We start from the raw sequence: 16,379 nt of genomic DNA, 5'->3' as shown, positions 1-16,379 counted from the left end.
TCAGCCCACCGGCCAGACCACGCCGTTGTCGTTGAGGATCGCGTCCAAGGGCAGGTCGTGCGGCTCCGGCTCGAAGTCATCGAGGAAGCCGTTGGTGAAGCCCAGCCCGACCGTGAAGGGCCGCGGCTCGAGCGCCGCCAGGGTGCGGTCGTAGAAGCCCCCGCCATAGCCCAGCCGAAAGCCGCCGGCGCTGTAGCCCACGCAGGGCACGAACAGCAGCGTGGGCACGATCAGCTCGGTGTCCTTGGGCTTGGGGATGTCGTAGGCGTCCGGCTCCATCGGACAGCCCGGATGCCAGGCGTGGAAAGTCAGTGTCTTGTGCACCCGGTCCATCACCGGCAGGCCGATGCGGCGGCGCTGCGGCTCGCCCTGCAGCTCGCCGTCTTCCTTCCAGCGGTGCAGCGCGGGCAGCGGATCGAACTCGCCCTTGATCGGCCAGTAGGCGCCGATCACCGTGTCGGGCCGGCCCACCAGCCAGATGCGCATCACGCGCTGCAGCAGATCGGCGCGCGCCTGGCGGTCGGGCATGGCAAGCCGCTGCTCGATCAGTGCGGAACGTAGCTGTTGCTTGAGAAAGTTGGCAGTTGCCGAGGTGTCGGCACCCTTTGACTTGTCCATAATCCCCCGATGCAGTTAGCAAGCATTTTGGCACCTGCGCGCGGCCGTCTGCGCGCCCCCTTCCCCACTCTCCTTCTTTCGCTCGCCTTCGCCGCCACTGCGCTGCTGCAGCAGGCCCGCGCGCAGAACGGAAGCGACGATGTCATCACGCAGATGAAACAGGCCACGCAGCGCGGCGACAAGGCGCGTCTCGCCGCCCTGCTGCCGCAGGCGCGCGGCCACCTGCTCGAACCCTGGGCCGCCTATTGGGAGCTCAGAGCCCGCCTTGGCGAAGCCAGCGCTTCGGAGGTGCAGGACTTCCTCTCGCGCTACGCCGGCACCTACCAGGAGGACCGCCTGCGCAACGACTGGCTCGTCCTGCTCGGCCAGCGCCGCGACTGGGACGGCTTCGCGACGCTGCACCCGGCCTTCCGCATGAACGACGACGCTCAGGTGCGCTGCTACGCGGTGCTGGTCGAGGCGCTGCGCTCGGGCACGCCCACCGCCGCCCAGGCCGCGGAGGTGCGCCGCAACTGGCTCGGCCAGCGCGAGCTCGACGACGGCTGCCTCACGGCGGCCGACCGCATGATCTCGGCGCGCATGATGTCGCCCAACGACGCCTGGAAGAAGGCGCGCTTCGCGATCGAGGCCAACCGGCCGCAGGCCGCGCGCGCTGCGGTGCTGCTGGCCGCGCCCGATGCGGTGCCGCAGTTCGACGAGCTCAACGCCAGCATGGCGAAGTTCCTGGCCGGCCGCGGCATCGCCCCCGGCAAGGCGCGGCGCGAGCTGGTGGTGCTGGCGCTGATCAAGATGGTCATCGCCGATCCGGACATGGCCGCCTCCCAGCTCGAGAGCAAATGGAGCGTGATGCTCTCGCCCGAGGAGCGCAACTGGGTGTGGGGCGCGATCGGCCGCCAATACGCGGTGAAGCTCTCGCCGGCGGCCAGCGGCGCCTTCGCCAACGTCACCAAGAACGCCGACCTGTCCGACGACATGCTGGCCTGGAAGGCCCGCGCCGCCCTGCGCACCGGCAACTGGAAGGAAGTGCGCGCCGCCATCGCCGGCATGGCCGAATCGACCCAGGAAGACCCGACCTGGGTGTACTGGAAGGCGCGCGCCCTGCACGCGCAGGGTGGCGACGAGCGCCGGGCCGAGGCGCGCACGCTGTTCGAGAGCATCGCCGGCACGCGCGGCTTCTACGAGCTGCTGGCGCTCGAGGAGCTGGGCCAGCGCGCCAGCGCGCCCACCCGCCCCGCGCCGCTCACGCCCGAGGAGAAGGCGGCGGCACGCAGCAACCCCGCGCTCGCCCGCGCGCTCTACGCCATCGAGATCGGCCTGCGCTCCGAGGGCGTGCGCGAGTGGAACTACGCGACCAACCTGCACGACAAGGGCGGCATGGGCGACCGCGAGCTGCTGGCCGCCGCCGACGTTGCCTGCCAGCGCGAGATCTGGGACCGTTGCATCAACACCAGCGAACGCACCAAGGGCATGATCGACGTCGAGCAGCGCTTCCCCATGCCCTTCCGCGAGACGGTGGTTGCCAAGAGCGAGGAGATCGGCCTCGACCCCGCTTACGTCTACGGCCTGATCCGCCAGGAAAGCCGCTTCATCATGGACGCGCGCTCCGGCGTCGGCGCCTCGGGCCTGATGCAGGTGATGCCTGCCACCGCGCGCTGGACCGCGCGCAAGATCGGCCTGTCGGGCTTCACGCCCGGGCAGATCAACGACCGCGACACCAACATCACCATCGGCACCAACTACCTCAAGCTGGCGCTCGACGACTTCGACGGCTCCATGGCCCTGGCCGCGGCGGCCTACAACGCCGGCCCGGGCCGGCCGCGCAACTGGCGCAACGGCCCCGTGATGGAGGCCGCGATCTGGGCCGAGAACGTGCCCTTTAACGAGACCCGCGACTACGTCAAGAAGGTGCTGGCCAACACCACCAACTATGCGGCCCTGATCAGCGGCCGGCCGCAGTCGCTCAAGGACCGCCTCGGCACCGTGGGCCCGCGCGACGCCGCCGAGCCGGAGCCCAACAAGGATCTGCCCTGATGTGGTGGGACCAGGTCGCCGCCACGTTCGCCTCCGAATTCTCGGATGTGGACGACGTCGCCCAGGTCACCCGCATCCTCATTCGCCTGGTGCTGGCCTCGGTGCTGGGCTTCGCGCTGGGCTTCGAGCGCGAGCAGCAGGGCAAGGCAGCCGGCGTGCGCACGCACATGCTGGTGGCCGTGGGCTCCGCCCTCTTCGTGCTCGTTCCGCAGCAGGCCGGCATCGAGCCGGCCGACATGAGCCGCGTGATCCAGGGCCTGGTGGCGGGCGTCGGCTTCCTCTGCGCCGGCACCATCCTCAAGCAGGGCCGCGACGAGCAGCACGTGCAGGGTCTCACCACCGCAGCCGGCCTGTGGATGACGGCCGCCATCGGCATGGCCTGCGGCCTGGGCCGCGAGCTGACGGCGGTGCTCAGTGCGCTTCTGGCGCTGGCCGTGCTCTCGCTGGTGCCGCATGTGGTGAAGGCCATCGAGCGCGTCGTCGGTCCGCCGTCGGGCGGCAACGGCAAGCGCGTGATCGTGCCGCCCGGCAGCGACGACGACACGACCCAGCGCTGAGCATCAATCCCGCGCGCCTTCGGCATCAATCGCGCGGCGGCCGGGCGCTAGCATCGCAGGCTTTCCCTTCAAGAACCCCCGGAGGTCGCGATGCTCAAGCTCTATATCGGCAACAAGAATTACTCGTCCTGGTCGATGCGCCCCTGGGTGCTCATGAAGCAGGCCGGCATCGCCTTCGAGGAGGTGATGGTGCCCTTCGATACCTTCGATGCCGACTCGCACTTCAAGAAGACCATCGAGGCCCTCAACCCGGCCGGCCGGGTGCCCGTGCTGGTCGACGGCGAGATCGTCATCTACGACACGCTGGCGATCTGCGAATACCTCGCCGAGACCCACCCCGACAAGAAGCTCTGGCCGCGCGACAAGGCCCTGCGAGCCCACGCGCGCAGCGTCTGCGCCGAGATGCACGCGGGCTTCGGCGCGCTGCGCACCCACTGCGGCATGAACATCGAGGCCGACCTGCGCGTGCAGGGCAAGATCGTCCTGCGCGACCAGCCGCAGGTTCGCGCCGACCTCGCGCGCATCGTGCAGATGTGGAGCGGCCTGCTGGAGGCCCACGGCGGGCCGATGCTCTTCGGCGAATTCAGCATCGCGGATGCCTACTTCGCCCCGGTCGGCGTGCGCATCAAGACCTTCGGCCTGCCGGTGCCCGCCGAAATCGCGGCCTACATCGAGTGCGTGCAGCAGTTGCCCGGCGTCAAGGCCTGGATCGACGAGGCACTGGTCGAGAAGCGCTTCGTGGTCATGGACGAACCGTACCGCATCGAAGGCTGAGACCGCGCCCCTGCATGACGCCCAGCACCTAAACTGCGGCGCATGCAAACCTACCTCGTCGGCGGCGCCATTCGCGATGCCCTGCTGGGCCGGCCCGGCAGCGACCGAGACTGGGTCGTAGTCGGCGCCACGCCCGAAGAGATGGCCGCGCAGGGCTATCTGCCGGTGGGCCGCGACTTCCCCGTCTTCCTGCACCCCGTGACGCGCGAGGAATACGCGCTGGCGCGTACCGAGCGCAAGAGCGCGCCCGGCTACCGCGGCTTCGTCCTCCATGCCTCGCCGGAAGTCACGCTGGAGCAGGACCTCGCGCGGCGCGACCTCACGGTCAATGCCATTGCGCTGCCCGCCGACCGGGCCGAACCCACGCCCGACCTCGGCCACCTGGTCGATCCCTTCCACGGCCGGCAAGACCTGCAGCACAAGGTGCTGCGCCACGTGACCGATGCCTTCCGCGAGGACCCGGTGCGCATCCTGCGCGTCGCGCGCTTCGCCGCCCGCTTCGCCGACTTCAGCATCGCGCCCGAAACCCTGGCGCTGATGCGCGAGATGGTCGCCGCCGGCGAGGCCGACGCGCTGGTGCCCGAGCGCGTCTGGCAGGAACTCGCGCGCGGCCTGATGGAAGCCAGGCCCTCGCGCATGTTCGAGCTGCTGCGCGAATGCGGTGCGCTCGCCGTGCTGCTGCCCGAGGTGGACCGCCTCTGGGGCATTCCCCAGCCCGAGGCCCATCATCCCGAGGTCGATACCGGCCGGCACCTGATGCTGGTGCTGGACATGGCGGCACGCCTGGATGCGCCGCTCCCGGTGCGCTTCGCCTGCCTGGTGCACGACCTCGGCAAGGGCACCACGCCCGCCGAGGTGCTGCCGCGCCACATCGGCCACGAGCAGCGCAGCGTGGACCTGCTGCGCGCGGTCTGCGAGCGCTGGCGCGTGCCGGTGGAGCTGCGCGAGCTGGCCGAGGTGGTGGCGCGCGAGCACGGCAACATCCACCGCAGCGCCGGACTCGGCGCGCAGGCGCTGGTGCGGCTGCTCGAACGCTGCGACGCCTTTCGCAAGCCGGGGCGCTTCGAGCAGGCGCTGCTGGCCTGCGAATGCGATGCTAGGGGACGGCTGGGGATGGACGAGCGGCCCTATCCGGAACGCGAGCGGCTGCTGGCGGCACTGGCGGCGGCGCAGTCGGTGCAGACCGAAGCGATCGCCCGTGAAGCGCAGCAGGCCGGCGCCACGGGGCCCCGGATCGGCGAGGCGATCGCGCGTGCGAGGGTGGCAGCGGTCGCCGCCATGCAGCCGCCGTCCGTCGGCATAGAGACAAAAACCGATTGACGGATTTGGCCGACGTGCTCGGCCGCCCGAGTCTGCTATGGTTTTCCCCATGCAGACGCCTCCACGCCTCACGCACGACGCTGCGCTCTTCCTCGACTTCGACGGCACGCTGGTAGCGATCGCCGAAACTCCCGAGGCGATCGAGGTGCCCAGCGCACTGGTCCCACTGCTCAGCGACCTGCGCGACCTGCTGGGCGGCGCGCTGGCAGTGGTGTCGGGCCGGCAGATCGACGTGCTCGACCGCTTCCTTGCCCCCCTGCGCCTGCCGGCCGCCGGCGAGCACGGCGTGCAGCGCCGCAGTGCGGAAGGGGAGATGCAAGAATCACGACCGCCCGATCTCACAGACGTGCTGGACACGGCCAACGAGCTGGCCCGTGTCTACGAGGGCCTGCTGGTGGAGCGCAAGCACGCGGCCATCGCCCTGCACTACCGGCTCGCGCCCCAATTGGAGGCCGTGTGCCGCGACGCGCTGCTGCGCACCATCACGGACCAGCCGCAGTTGGAGCTGATGCACGGCAAGTTCGTGTTCGAGGTCAAGCCGGCCGGCATCAACAAGGGAATCGCGATCGACGCCTTCATGCGGGAGGCGCCCTTCGTCGGCCGCACGCCGGTCTTCGCCGGCGACGACACCACCGACGAAAGCGGCTTTGCGGTGGTGCAGCCGCGCGGCGGCGTGGCGATCAAGGTCGGATCGGGCCCCAGCCTGGCGCTGCACCGGCTGGATTCCCCGCTCGCCGTGTTCGAATGGCTGGTCGAGGCACGCAAACTGCTGGCCGAATCGCCATCCGATCCCAAAGGAAAACCCGCATGACGAAAAACCCCCGAGAGGTGACGACGACGGAGGATGAACTGAAGCAGAAGGAAAACCGGGCCGGCGACTCGATCGCCGGCGCCGCGAGCGCCAGCGACAAGCCCGCTGCCCACCCGGAAGCCGTCACCCAGCCGGCCGCGCGCGGCGGCTTCGGCCCGCCGGCCGAGCCCTCGCTCAACGTCGGCGTGATCGGCAACTGCTCCTTCAGCGCGCTGATCGACGCGCGCGGCCGCGTGGTCTGGTGCTGCCTGCCGCGCTTCGACGGCGAGCCGGTGTTCAATGCCCTGCTCCACACGGGCGAGGACGCGAGCGCCTGGGCCATCGAGATCGAGGACTTCGCCTCCAGCAAGCAGTGGTACGAGCCGAACACCGCGGTGCTGCGCACCCAGCTCTTCGACAGCGCAGGCCAGGGCCTGGAAATCACCGACTTCGCGCCGCGCTTCCACAGCCGTTCGCGCTACTTCCGGCCGCTCACCATCGTGCGCCGGGTGAAGCCGATCCAGGGCACGCCACGCATCCGCGTCTCGCTGGCGCCGCGCTTCCAGTGGGGCAGCACGCCGCCGCAGATCACGCGCGGCAGCAACCACATCCGCTACGTGGGCCCGGACTTCGCGCTGCGCCTCAACATGGACGCCCCGGTCTCGCACGTGCTCTCGAAGCAGCCCTTCGTGCTGTCGCGCGAGCACAACTTCGTGCTCGGCGCCGACGAGACGCTGATGGACGGCATCGCCGACACGGCGCGCCATTTCGAGCAGGAGACCATCGCCTACTGGCGCACCTGGAGCAAGCGGCTCGCAATTCCCTTCGAGTGGCAGGACGCGGTGATCCGCGCGGCCATCACTCTCAAGCTGTCCCTGTACGAGGACACGGGCGCCATCGTGGCCGCCATGACCACCAGCATCCCCGAAGCGCCGGGCAGCGAGCGCAACTGGGACTACCGCTTCTGCTGGCTGCGCGATGCCTTCTTCGTGGTGCGGGCGCTCAACAGCCTGTCCGAGGTCGGCACCATGGAGGACTACCTGCGCTGGCTGGCCAACGTGGTGATCGGCTCGCACGGCCAGCACATCCAGCCGCTCTACGGCATCGGCCTGGAGCGCGAGCTGCCCGAGTCCTTCGTCGAGGGGCTGAGCGGCTACCGCGGCATGGGCCCGGTGCGGGTGGGCAACCAGGCGCAGGAGCATTTCCAGCACGACGTCTACGGCAACATCGTGCTGGGCGCCTCGCAGGCCTTCCACGACCACCGGCTGCTCAGCCGCGGCGGCGTGGCCGAGTTCCCGCACCTGGAGGCGGTGGGCGAGCAGGCCATCCGCGTCTACGGCACGCCCGACGCCGGCATGTGGGAGCTGCGCACGCGCGCCCGCGTGCACACCAGCTCGGCGCTGATGAGCTGGGCCGCCTGCGACCGGCTCGCCAAGGTGGCGCGCACGCTGGGGCTGCCGGAGCGCGCGGCCTACTGGCACGACCATTCCTCGCGCATGCGCGAGGAGATCCTCGCCAAGTCCTGGTGCGAGGAGCGCCAGGCCTTTGCCGAGAGCTTCGGCGGGCACGAGCTCGACGCCAGCATCCTGCTGATGACCGAAGTCGGCCTGATCGACGCGCGCGACCCGCGCTTCATCTCCACCGTCGAGGCCATGGAGAAGTCGCTGTGCGACGGCCCCTACATGCGTCGCTACGAGGCGGCCGACGACTTCGGCAAGCCCGAGACCGCCTTCAACATCTGCACCTTCTGGCGCATCGACGCGCTGGCCAAGATCGGCCGCAAGGCCGAGGCGCGCCAGATCTTCGAAACCATGCTGGCCGCGCGCAACCCGCTGGGCCTGCTGTCGGAGGACACCCATCCGGTCACGGGCGAGATGTGGGGCAACTTCCCGCAGACCTATTCGATGGTGGGGATCATCAACGCGGCGGTGCGTCTGTCGGCGCCGTGGGACTCGTGCATCTGAGCGCGAGAAGAACAAGGAGCTCATGAGTCGTCTCGTCGTCATTTCCAATCGCGTCGCCGACCCCCGCAAGCCGGCCGCCGGCGGCCTGGCCGTCGCCCTGGGCGAGAGCCTGCAGCAGACCGGCGGCCTGTGGTTCGGGTGGAGCGGCAACATCGTCGAGGACGGCCCCACCGGCGAAGGCGAGCTGCGCATCCAGCCGGCCGGCAAGGTCACGCTCGCCACCATCGACCTGAGCCGCGAGGACCACGACAGCTACTACCTGGGCTACAGCAACGACGTGCTGTGGCCGGTGTTCCACGACCGGCTGGACCTGGCGAACTTCGATGCCGGCTTCATCGGCGGCTACCGGCGCGTGAACCAGCTGTTCGCGCGCAAGCTGCTGCCGCTCCTGAAGCCGGACGACATCATCTGGATCCACGACTACCACCTGATCCCGCTGGCGGCCGAGCTGCGCGGCATGGGTTGCCGCCAGCGCATCGGCTTCTTCCTGCACATCCCGCTGCCGCCGCACATCATCATGGCGGCGATCCCGCAGCACGAGTGGCTGATGCGCTCCCTGTTCGCCTACGACCTGATCGGCTTCCAGGCCCGGCAGGACGTGCAGCACTTCGAGCAGTACGTGCGCAACGAGGCCAACGGCGAGTTCGTGGGACGCGACCTGTACCGCGCCTACGGCCAGACGGTGCGCTGCAGCGCCTTCCCGATCGGCATCGACGTCGACGAGTTCGCGGCGCTCACCCACGCCAAGGAATCGCGCGACATGTTCGAGACCATGCGGCGCGAATACTCCAGCCGGCGCCTGCTGCTGGGCATCGACCGGCTGGACTATTCCAAGGGCATCCCGAACCGGGTGCGCTCCTTCCGCGAACTGCTGGCCAACTACCCCGAGAACCGCCGCAGCGCGACGCTGATCCAGATCGCCTCGCCCACCCGCGAGACGGTGGATGCCTACGCCGACATCCGGCGCGAGCTCGAGTCGCTGTGCGGCGCCATCAACGGCGACTACGGCGAGCTCGACTGGATGCCGGTGCGCTACATCCACCGCATGGTGGCGCGCAAGCGCGTGCCGGGCCTGTGCCGCGCGGCAGCGGTCGGGCTGGTGACGCCCCTGCGCGACGGCATGAACCTGGTGGCCAAGGAATACATCGCAGCCCAGGACCCGGCCGATCCGGGCGTGCTGGTGCTGTCGCGTTTTGCCGGCGCGGCCGAGCAGCTGAAGGAAGCCCTGCTGGTCAACCCCTACGACACCCACGGCACCGCCGAAACGGTGCAGCAGGCGCTGCAGATGCCGCTGGAGGAGCGGCGCGAGCGCCACCAGATGCTGCTGTCGCACATCCGCGCGCAGGATGTGCACTGGTGGCGGCGCACCTTCCTCGATGCGCTGCGCGAGGCGGAGAGCGTGCGTTAGGCGAGCAGCAGGCGCAACAGCCGCGCCACGGGCGAAGGGCGTAGCGCCGTGACCGGCGCCGGCTGCGGCAGGCCACGGATCTGCGCCGGCGTGAGCGCCTCGACCTCGACCCAGCCGCCGCGCTCGGCGACATAGGCCTCGCCCTCCTCGTAGTCGTTCTTCACGGTGAACGCGGTCTCACCGAACCATGACGGCGGCGAGACCACGCGCACGCTTCCTTCCAGCACCATCAGAGCCGCACCGGCATCGAGGGCGAGGCGCAGCGACTGGCCGGGCTGGAGCCGGGTGGGGGAAGAAAAATCGGTGGATCTCATGGCGGACCTCGGTGTTGAGTGGGTGCTGAAATCGTAGGCAGCGAGCCGCCCGCAAAACAGACACAGCCAGGGTTGTTTGAAGCAGAACAGCCCACCCCGCGCGGCGTCTGTTATGGTGGTTTTCGCCGCCATCTGCATCTGTTGCGGCCCCCCGTCCTTCCCGGAGGATCGCCCCATGGACTCCACCCCGCTCTACCGCCAGCTGGCCGCGCACTACCTCGACGCGATCCGCGCCGGCTCGCTCAAGCCGGGCGACAAGCTGCCCTCGCTGCGCCACCTGATGCGGCAGCACGGCATCAGCCTGTCGACCGCGCTGCAGCTGTGCCGCTCGATGGAAAGCGAAGGCTGGGTCGAGGCGCGCGAGCGCTCGGGCTACTTCGTGCGCCGGCCGCGGCGCCTCTCGATGGCGCCCATGGACGAGCCCGCGGCCGACCGGGCGCCCGACCCGGCGCAGTACGTGGGCATCCACGCCAAGGTGTCGGACTTCGTGGCGCGCCGCCGGCAGGTGTCCGACAAGCTCGACCTCTCCATCGCACGCGGCGCGCCGGAGCTCTACCCCGCCGAGGCGCTGCGCAACGCCATGACGCGCGCGCTGCGCCAGCGCCCCGAGATGCTGGCGGTGGCTGCGCCGCTCAAGGGCCGTCTCCAGTTTCGCGAGGTGCTCGCGCAGCGCAGTCTGCGCGTGGGCATGACGCTCTCGCCGGAGGACATCCTGGTGACCAACGGCTGCATCGAGGCGCTGAACCTCGCGCTGCGCGCGGTCGCGCAGCCGGGCGACACGGTGGCGGTGGAGTCCCCCACTTTCTATGGCCTGCTGCAGGTGCTCGAGAGCCTGGGGCTGCAGGCGCTGGAGATCCCGACGAGCCCGCAGACCGGCCTCTCGATCGAGGCCCTGGACCTCGCCATCCGCACCTACGACAACATCAAGGCGGTGGTGGTGGTGCCGCATCTGCAGAACCCGCTGGGCAGCGTGATGCCCGACACCCACAAGGTGCGGCTCGCGCAGCTGTGCGAGCAGCACGCGATCCCGCTGATCGAGGACGACACCTACAGCGAGCTGATCGACGCGCCGATGCCGCCACGCGCGCTCAAGTCCTTCGACGCATCGGGCAACGTGATCCACTGCGCCTCGCTGCACAAGATCCTCGCGCCCGGCCTGCGGCTGGGCTGGATGACGGCCGGGCGCTGGCAGGCGCGAGTGGAGATGCTCAAATTCGCGCAGACCCGCAACAACGAGGCGCTCTCGCAGGCCGCGGCCGGCGAGTTCATGGCCACCGGCGGCTACGAGCGCCACCTGCGGCACCTGCGCCAATGCTTGAAGACGCAGCGCGAGCAGACCGCCGATGCGATCGCCGGCTTCTTTCCGCCGGGCACGCGCATCAACCTGCCGCCCGGCGGACTGCAGCTGTGGGTCGAGCTGCCCGAACGGCTGTCCTCGTGGCGGGTCTTCGAGACGGCCCTAGCCGAGCGCATCGTGGTGGCGCCCGGCACGCTGTTCTCGAACTCTTCGCGCTTCGACCACTACCTGCGCATCAACTGCGGCTGGCCCTATGGCGAGGCGGTGGACGGGGCGTTGCGGCGGCTGGGCGCCATCGCCACCGATCTTTGCCGCGCAGGCGCTGCTAGTGCAGCGAGGGCGCCAGTGTCTGCGCCAGCCAGTCCAGCACGGCCTGCACCCGCTTGGACAGGTTCCGCCGGTGCGGATAAAGCAGCGTCACCGGCATCGGCTCACCCGTCGCCTGCGGCATGACCTCCTCCAGCAGCCCCTGCTCGATCAGCGGCTGCAGGCCCAGCACCGGCGCCTGGATCAGGCCCAGGCCCGCGAGGCAGGCGGCTTCGTAGGCCTCCGAGCTGTTCACCGTGATCTGCCCACCCATGGGCTGGAAGCGGTAGCGCTCGCCGTCGTGGTACTCCCACCCCGGCGGCTGGCCGCCGAGCGTGGGCGAGTAGTGAACCAGCCGATGCCCCGCCAGGTCCTCCAGCGTCCGCGGAATGCCCTGCGCGCGCAGGTAGCCGGGGCTCGCGCAGTTGATCAGCCGCAGCCGCCCCAGCGGACGCGCCACCAGGCCCGACTCGCGCAGCGCGCCGATGCGCAGCACGCAATCGAAGCCCTCGTGCACCGGATCCACCAGCCGGTCGGTGGTGCTGATCTCCAGCGCCAGCTGCGGATGGACGGCGAAGAACTCGGGCAGGCGCGGGATCACGATGCTGCGCGCGATGCCCACCGGCAGGTCGACGCGCAGCCGCCCGCGCAGGGCGCTGGGCGCCTGCTGGAACATGGACTGCAACTCCTCCGCGTCCGCCAGCAGTTCCTTGCAGCGCTCCAGGAACTGCTCGCCGTCCTGCGTCAGGCGCACGCTGCGGGTGGTCCGGTGCAGCAGCCGGGTGCCGAGTTGCGCCTCCAGCTGCTGCACGGCGGTGGAGACGCGCGCCTTGGGATGGCCGAGCTGGTCGGCGGCGCGGGTGAAGCTGGCCAGTTCGGCCACTTTGACAAAGATGCGAAGCGTGTCGAGGTCCATCGGTGAAGGGCGCTTGATTGTTCTCCTCACCTGAACAGTCATCTCTTTTTCAGGCAGTTTATCGGCTCATTGTTCTTCCCTAAAGTCCACTCCACCGACCCACTCTCTTTCAAAGGAAGCGACATGAACACCAGCACCACCCCCATCGCCTTGATCACCGGCGGCAGCCGCGGCCTGGGCAAGAACACCGCGCTGAAGCTGGCCGAGCGCGGCGTCGACATCATCCTGACTTACCGCAGCGGCGCCGAAGAGGCCCAGCAGGTCGTCCAGCAGATCGAGGCGTTGGGCCGCCGCGCCGTGGCGCTGCCCCTCGACGTCGCCGACAGCCGAGGCTTCGCGGACTTCGCCGCACAGGTGAAGGCCGCACTGGCGCAGCACTGGCAGCGCGAGCGCTTCGACTACCTGGTCAACAACGCCGGCATCGGCCTGCGCGCGAGCTTCGAGGAGACCAGCGAGGAACAGTTCGACCAGCTGATGAACATCCAGCTCAAGGGGCCCTTCTTCCTCACGCAAAAGCTGCTGCCGCTGATCGCCGACGGCGGGCGCATCCTCAACGTATCGACCGGCCTCGCGCGCTTCGCGCTCCCGGGCTATGCCGCCTACGCGGCGATGAAGGGCGGCATCGAGGTGCTGACGCGCTACCAGGCCAAGGAGCTGGGCGCGCGCGGCATCGCGGTGAACGTGGTGGCGCCGGGCGCGATCGAGACCGACTTCGGCGGCGGGCTGACGCGCGACAACGCGCAGGTCAACAGCTTTGTCGCCTCCCAGACGGCGCTGGGCCGAGCGGGGCTGCCGGACGACATCGGCGGGGCGATCTCTTCGCTGCTGCAGCCTGAGAACCGCTGGATCACCGGGCAGCGCATCGAGGTCTCGGGCGGGATGTTCCTTTAATCGAGCAGCGCAAGCGCAGCGAAGTCGCCGACCTTGTCGCCCAAGCCCGCAGGCACCAACACCGCGCCGCCTGTCAGCGGCACGAGCTTGCCGTCGATCTCGGCCTGCAGGCGCGGCAGCAGGAAATCGCGGTTGTGCCAGAAGACGCTGCCGCCCAGGCTGATGCGCTCGAGGTCGAGCGTGGCGATCAGGTTGAAGAGCATGCGGCCCATCACCCGGCACGCTGCCTCGGTGGTGGCCAGCGCCTTCGGCTCGCCGGCCGCGGCGGCGGCGAACAGTTCCGGCGGCGGACGGCCGAAGCGGCGGGCGATCGCGTTGCCCGCGGCCAGGGCCTCGACATCGCCGACGTTGCCGCAGCCGCACAGCGCATGGCTGTCGTCGTCGGATACGAAGCTGTGGCCCGCATGGCCCGCATTGCCGTTCTTGCCGTGCAGGATGCGGCCGTCGACGCACAGGCCGACCCCGACGCCGGTGCTCCAGGTGACATAGGCGCAGTGGTCCGTGCCCTGCAGCGCGCCCCAGGTGCGCTCGGCCTCGAGGGCGGCGACGGCGTCGTTCTCGACCCGGACATGGCGGAAGCGCTGTTTGAGCGGCGCCTCGACGGTGGCCGTCATCCAGTCGTTGGGCAGGCCGCGCGCCGGGCCCGCGATGCCGCCGCAGATGTTGGGCGTGGCCAGCTCGACCAGCCCGTCGCGCAGCACGAAAGGGCCGGCCGAGGAGACGCCGACGCGCTCGACCGAGGCGGGAGCGATGCCCTGCTCGGCGCAGATCTCGTCGACGAGCCGCAGGATCTGCTGCGCCACTGCGTCGTTGTTGCCGGTCTTGGCGGTGGGTTCGGTGCGGCGGCCGATCAGGGGCGAGGCGCTGTCGGCCGACAGGCTCACGGCCACCTTGGTGCCGCCGATATCGACACAGGCTCTCATGGGGTCAGATCCATCGTGCAATCAGGGCCGCGATCAGGCTGAGCACGACGGTGCTTCCGATCGGCAGCTGCCATTCGCGCCCGAAGGCACGAAACTCAAAGTCGCCGGGCAGGCGCCCGAAGCCGAAGCGCCGCAGCCATTGCGTCAGGCCGCTCATCAGGAGCAGCGCGAGCACGACGACGATCAGCCAGCGAATCATGCGGACAGTCTAGCGCCCGGACCCGCAAGGTGTCGCAAAACTGCAAGACCCGAAGGGCCCCTGCGCGGAACATCGATCACTCGACCCGACGCAAGGAGATGAGCATGTTCGACGAGGCGCTTCGCGCCGGCCTGGCCGGCCTGCTGCTGGTGCTGGCTGCTGCCGGCATCGCCGCCTGCGACATGCGGGCCACCATCCGCTCGGCCGCCCTCGCGGCCGAGGCGTGGAGCGACAGCGGCAAGGTGCTCGCCTGGCCGCTTCCACGCGAGCCGCTGGATCGGCAGGCGGCCACGCCGGTCGAAAGAAGCGCAGGCACGCCGCGCGCCGGGGCCCTTTGAGCCCCGTGCGGCGCTCAGCCTCTCAGGCCGCCAGCCGCAGGGCTTCGGCCTCGCCGGCCGCCGGCAGCATGATCATTCGCTGCGCAAAGACCGAACGCAGGGCAGACGCAGGACCGCCGCCCTCGCGCAGCTGGCGCGGCGTGACGCCGGCGGTCTCGGAGAAGGCGCGTGTCATATGGGCCTGGTCGGCATAGCCTTGCTCCGCCGCCACATGGGCCAGCGGCGTCCCCTCGGCGATCGCGCAGGCCGCGCGCTGGAAGCGCACCAGCCGCGCGTAGCCGGCCGGCGCGACGCCCAGCCAGTGACGGAAGTCGCGCTCCAGCTGGCGCCGGCTCACGCGATGCTGGCCGGCCAGTTCGTCGACCGAGAGCTCCGGCGCCTCGAGGAGCGACATCGCCGCCGCCGCCACGCGCTCGGCCTGCCAGCCCAGCGGGCGGCGCTCGCCGATGCGGGTCTCGAGCCAGCGCCCGAAGACCGCGCAGCGCTCGGGCCCGGACGGGGCATCGACCAGCGCGCCGTGCAGCATCGCCTCCTGCCATGCCGGCACGATCTCGCGCAGCGGCAGGCGCTCGTTGCACAGGCGGTCCCAGGGCCGGCCGAAGGCGCGCAGCAGGCCCAGCGGCGTCAGCATGGCGATCGCCAGTTGTCCGCGGCCCTGCGTCTGGAAGTTCACGGCCTGCGTGCGCAGGGCCGAGACCATCACGCGCAACGCGCCGCCGTCGCCGGCGCTGCGGCAGTCCAGCCGCTCGTCGCAGTAGGCCGTGACCATGAAGAGCTCATGCGGCAGCCCCCGGTGTACGCCACCCCCGCGGGCCTCGACGTCGACCAGGCCCAGCGAGGCCACATGCCGTGTCGGCAGGGCGGCGGCGGCGCAGGCATGCGCCACATGGAAGCGCTTGGCGGGCGCGGCGTGGATCGCGTAGACGGACATCGAAGCCTCCCACGAAAAACATGAAGGGGAGCTTCCATTGTTCGGTGCGCGGCGCCAGCCGTCCCGGGGCCTTTGTCCCGTCCGGACCGCCTGCGGCGCCATGGGGGCTGTGGGGACCGGGACCTGTGTCCCGGGCGAGCTTAAGGATCGCCTAAGCATCGGTGTCGATAGTGAAGCGATGAGCGCGATCCGCGAATTCGTCCACCAGGTCCACGAGGGCGCCGTGCCCGATGCGACGCGGCGCCGGCTGCTGCGCACGGCCACCGGCGTCGTCGGCGGTGCCGGCCTGCTGGCAGCGGCCTATCCCTTCGTCGCCAGCCTGGAGCCCTCCGAACGTGCCAGGGCGTTCGGCGGGCCGGTGCAGGTCGACCTCGCCACGCTGACGGTGGGCGAACTGCGCACCGTGGAATGGCGCGGCAAGCCGGTCTGGCTGATGCGCCGCAGCGACGAGATGGTGCGGGCACTCCGCTGGCCCGACCCGGAGCTGGCGGACCCGCAGTCCAAACGGTCCGAGCAACCGGCGTCGTGCGCCAATCCCACCCGCTCGGAACGGGCGGATCTCTTCGTCGCGATCGGCATCTGCACGCACCTGGGCTGCATGCCGACACTGCGGCTGGACGACGCCGCATTGAACGCGGAGCTTCACGCGCCCGGCGGGTTCGTGTGCCCTTGCCACGGCTCGCGCTACGACCTGGCGGGCCGGGTCGTGAAGAACGTGCCGGCCCCCACCAACCTGGAGATTCCGGACTATGCGTTCACGGGCGCGTCGACGCTGCGGATCGGCTGAGCCGCGCGATCGGCT

The 16,379-nt window shown here is 70.2% G+C and carries 16 protein-coding genes and 1 pseudogene; 11 read left to right on the top strand and 6 right to left on the bottom strand.

Going from position 1 to position 16,379, the window contains the following annotated elements; all coding sequences use genetic code 11:
• Window positions 1-618, bottom strand: coding sequence for a 5-formyltetrahydrofolate cyclo-ligase (locus tag GXN78_RS18285; protein WP_106554877.1), 618 nt, complete (start codon window positions 616-618; stop codon window positions 1-3).
• 9 nt (window positions 619-627) lie between these two features.
• On the opposite strand from GXN78_RS18285, the gene GXN78_RS18280 reads away from it, so the two are divergent.
• From GXN78_RS18280 to otsA, 7 genes are all read left to right on the top strand, one after another.
• The gene (locus tag GXN78_RS18280; protein ID WP_106554878.1) at window positions 628-2,649 is read left to right on the top strand and encodes a lytic transglycosylase domain-containing protein; all 2,022 of its coding nucleotides are present in this window, start codon (window positions 628-630) and stop codon (window positions 2,647-2,649) included.
• A complete protein-coding gene (locus tag GXN78_RS18275) occupies window positions 2,649-3,206 on the top strand; it encodes an MgtC/SapB family protein (protein WP_106554879.1) in 558 nt (185 codons plus the stop codon). The genes GXN78_RS18280 and GXN78_RS18275 overlap by 1 nt, the downstream gene beginning before the upstream one ends.
• A 90-nt stretch (window positions 3,207-3,296) precedes the next feature.
• Window positions 3,297-3,980 (top strand): glutathione S-transferase family protein, encoded by a 684-nt coding sequence (locus GXN78_RS18270; protein WP_106554880.1) that lies wholly within the window; start codon window positions 3,297-3,299, stop codon window positions 3,978-3,980.
• A 42-nt stretch (window positions 3,981-4,022) separates the two neighbouring features.
• On the top strand, window positions 4,023-5,300 hold the full coding sequence (locus GXN78_RS18265) for a multifunctional CCA addition/repair protein (RefSeq protein WP_106554881.1): 1,278 nt from the start codon (window positions 4,023-4,025) through the stop codon (window positions 5,298-5,300).
• Window positions 5,301-5,349: 49 nt separating this feature from the next.
• A complete protein-coding gene (gene otsB / locus GXN78_RS18260; RefSeq protein WP_106554955.1) occupies window positions 5,350-6,111 on the top strand; it encodes a trehalose-phosphatase in 762 nt (253 codons plus the stop codon).
• Window positions 6,108-8,054: a glycoside hydrolase family 15 protein gene (locus GXN78_RS18255; RefSeq protein ID WP_106554882.1), complete on the top strand. Its 1,947-nt coding sequence runs from the start codon at window positions 6,108-6,110 to the stop codon at window positions 8,052-8,054. Before otsB ends, GXN78_RS18255 begins: the two co-directional genes overlap by 4 nt.
• Before the next feature lie 22 nt (window positions 8,055-8,076).
• A complete protein-coding gene (gene otsA, locus GXN78_RS18250; RefSeq protein ID WP_106554883.1) occupies window positions 8,077-9,462 on the top strand; it encodes an alpha,alpha-trehalose-phosphate synthase (UDP-forming) in 1,386 nt (461 codons plus the stop codon).
• Here otsA and GXN78_RS18245 read toward each other — a convergent pair.
• Window positions 9,459-9,776: a hypothetical protein gene (locus GXN78_RS18245; protein WP_106554884.1), complete on the bottom strand. Its 318-nt coding sequence runs from the start codon at window positions 9,774-9,776 to the stop codon at window positions 9,459-9,461. The genes otsA and GXN78_RS18245 overlap by 4 nt on opposite strands.
• 112 nt (window positions 9,777-9,888) lie before the next feature.
• On the opposite strand from GXN78_RS18245, the pseudogene GXN78_RS18240 reads away from it, so the two are divergent.
• Window positions 9,889-11,304 (top strand): annotated as a pseudogene (locus GXN78_RS18240) (PLP-dependent aminotransferase family protein); the annotation flags it as partial.
• A gap of 94 nt (window positions 11,305-11,398) precedes the next feature.
• On the opposite strand, the gene GXN78_RS18235 reads toward GXN78_RS18240, so the two are convergent.
• Complete coding sequence (locus GXN78_RS18235) at window positions 11,399-12,295, bottom strand: LysR family transcriptional regulator (RefSeq protein WP_164255533.1); 897 nt, start codon at window positions 12,293-12,295, stop codon at window positions 11,399-11,401.
• A gap of 123 nt (window positions 12,296-12,418) precedes the next feature.
• On the opposite strand from GXN78_RS18235, the gene GXN78_RS18230 reads away from it, so the two are divergent.
• On the top strand, window positions 12,419-13,186 hold the full coding sequence (locus tag GXN78_RS18230) for an SDR family oxidoreductase (protein ID WP_106554886.1): 768 nt from the start codon (window positions 12,419-12,421) through the stop codon (window positions 13,184-13,186).
• On the opposite strand, the gene GXN78_RS18225 is transcribed toward GXN78_RS18230, so the two are convergent.
• Window positions 13,183-14,109, bottom strand: coding sequence for an ROK family protein (locus GXN78_RS18225; protein WP_106554887.1), 927 nt, complete (start codon window positions 14,107-14,109; stop codon window positions 13,183-13,185). The two genes, GXN78_RS18230 and GXN78_RS18225, sit on opposite strands and share 4 nt — an antisense overlap.
• Window positions 14,110-14,113: 4 nt before the next feature.
• The gene (locus GXN78_RS18220; RefSeq protein ID WP_086924150.1) at window positions 14,114-14,308 is read right to left on the bottom strand and encodes a DUF2905 domain-containing protein; all 195 of its coding nucleotides are present in this window, start codon (window positions 14,306-14,308) and stop codon (window positions 14,114-14,116) included.
• A gap of 104 nt (window positions 14,309-14,412) precedes the next feature.
• Between GXN78_RS18220 and GXN78_RS18215 the strand changes: the two genes are divergently transcribed.
• Window positions 14,413-14,646, top strand: a complete 234-nt coding sequence (locus GXN78_RS18215) for a hypothetical protein (protein ID WP_106554888.1) — start codon at window positions 14,413-14,415, stop codon at window positions 14,644-14,646.
• A gap of 22 nt (window positions 14,647-14,668) precedes the next feature.
• On the opposite strand, the gene GXN78_RS18210 is transcribed toward GXN78_RS18215, so the two are convergent.
• Complete coding sequence (locus GXN78_RS18210; RefSeq protein WP_164255531.1) at window positions 14,669-15,577, bottom strand: helix-turn-helix transcriptional regulator; 909 nt, start codon at window positions 15,575-15,577, stop codon at window positions 14,669-14,671.
• Window positions 15,578-15,755: 178 nt separating this feature from the next.
• On the opposite strand from GXN78_RS18210, the gene petA reads away from it, so the two are divergent.
• Entirely contained in the window at window positions 15,756-16,364 is a 609-nt protein-coding gene (petA, locus tag GXN78_RS18205; protein ID WP_106554890.1) for a ubiquinol-cytochrome c reductase iron-sulfur subunit, read from the top strand.
• Window positions 16,365-16,379 lie beyond the last annotated feature (15 nt).

Source organism: Variovorax sp. WS11 (genome assembly GCF_010499245.1).
Taxonomy (GTDB): Bacteria; Pseudomonadota; Gammaproteobacteria; order Burkholderiales; family Burkholderiaceae_C; genus Variovorax.
This window is presented reverse-complemented; position numbering and strand designations above follow the sequence as displayed.

Coding starts and splice junctions, on each gene's coding strand:
- GXN78_RS18220 (WP_086924150.1), bottom strand. CDS start 14,308: ATGATTCGCTGGCTGATCGTCGTCGTGCTCGCGCTGCTCCTGATGAGC.
- GXN78_RS18275 (WP_106554879.1), top strand. CDS start 2,649: ATGTGGTGGGACCAGGTCGCCGCCACGTTCGCCTCCGAATTCTCGGAT.
- GXN78_RS18215 (WP_106554888.1), top strand. CDS start 14,413: ATGTTCGACGAGGCGCTTCGCGCCGGCCTGGCCGGCCTGCTGCTGGTG.
- GXN78_RS18255 (WP_106554882.1), top strand. CDS start 6,108: ATGACGAAAAACCCCCGAGAGGTGACGACGACGGAGGATGAACTGAAG.
- GXN78_RS18270 (WP_106554880.1), top strand. CDS start 3,297: ATGCTCAAGCTCTATATCGGCAACAAGAATTACTCGTCCTGGTCGATG.
- petA (WP_106554890.1), top strand. CDS start 15,756: ATGAGCGCGATCCGCGAATTCGTCCACCAGGTCCACGAGGGCGCCGTG.
- GXN78_RS18285 (WP_106554877.1), bottom strand. CDS start 618: ATGGACAAGTCAAAGGGTGCCGACACCTCGGCAACTGCCAACTTTCTC.
- otsB (WP_106554955.1), top strand. CDS start 5,350: ATGCAGACGCCTCCACGCCTCACGCACGACGCTGCGCTCTTCCTCGAC.
- GXN78_RS18210 (WP_164255531.1), bottom strand. CDS start 15,577: ATGTCCGTCTACGCGATCCACGCCGCGCCCGCCAAGCGCTTCCATGTG.
- GXN78_RS18280 (WP_106554878.1), top strand. CDS start 628: ATGCAGTTAGCAAGCATTTTGGCACCTGCGCGCGGCCGTCTGCGCGCC.
- GXN78_RS18230 (WP_106554886.1), top strand. CDS start 12,419: ATGAACACCAGCACCACCCCCATCGCCTTGATCACCGGCGGCAGCCGC.
- otsA (WP_106554883.1), top strand. CDS start 8,077: ATGAGTCGTCTCGTCGTCATTTCCAATCGCGTCGCCGACCCCCGCAAG.
- GXN78_RS18225 (WP_106554887.1), bottom strand. CDS start 14,109: ATGAGAGCCTGTGTCGATATCGGCGGCACCAAGGTGGCCGTGAGCCTG.
- GXN78_RS18265 (WP_106554881.1), top strand. CDS start 4,023: ATGCAAACCTACCTCGTCGGCGGCGCCATTCGCGATGCCCTGCTGGGC.
- GXN78_RS18245 (WP_106554884.1), bottom strand. CDS start 9,776: ATGAGATCCACCGATTTTTCTTCCCCCACCCGGCTCCAGCCCGGCCAG.
- GXN78_RS18235 (WP_164255533.1), bottom strand. CDS start 12,295: ATGGACCTCGACACGCTTCGCATCTTTGTCAAAGTGGCCGAACTGGCC.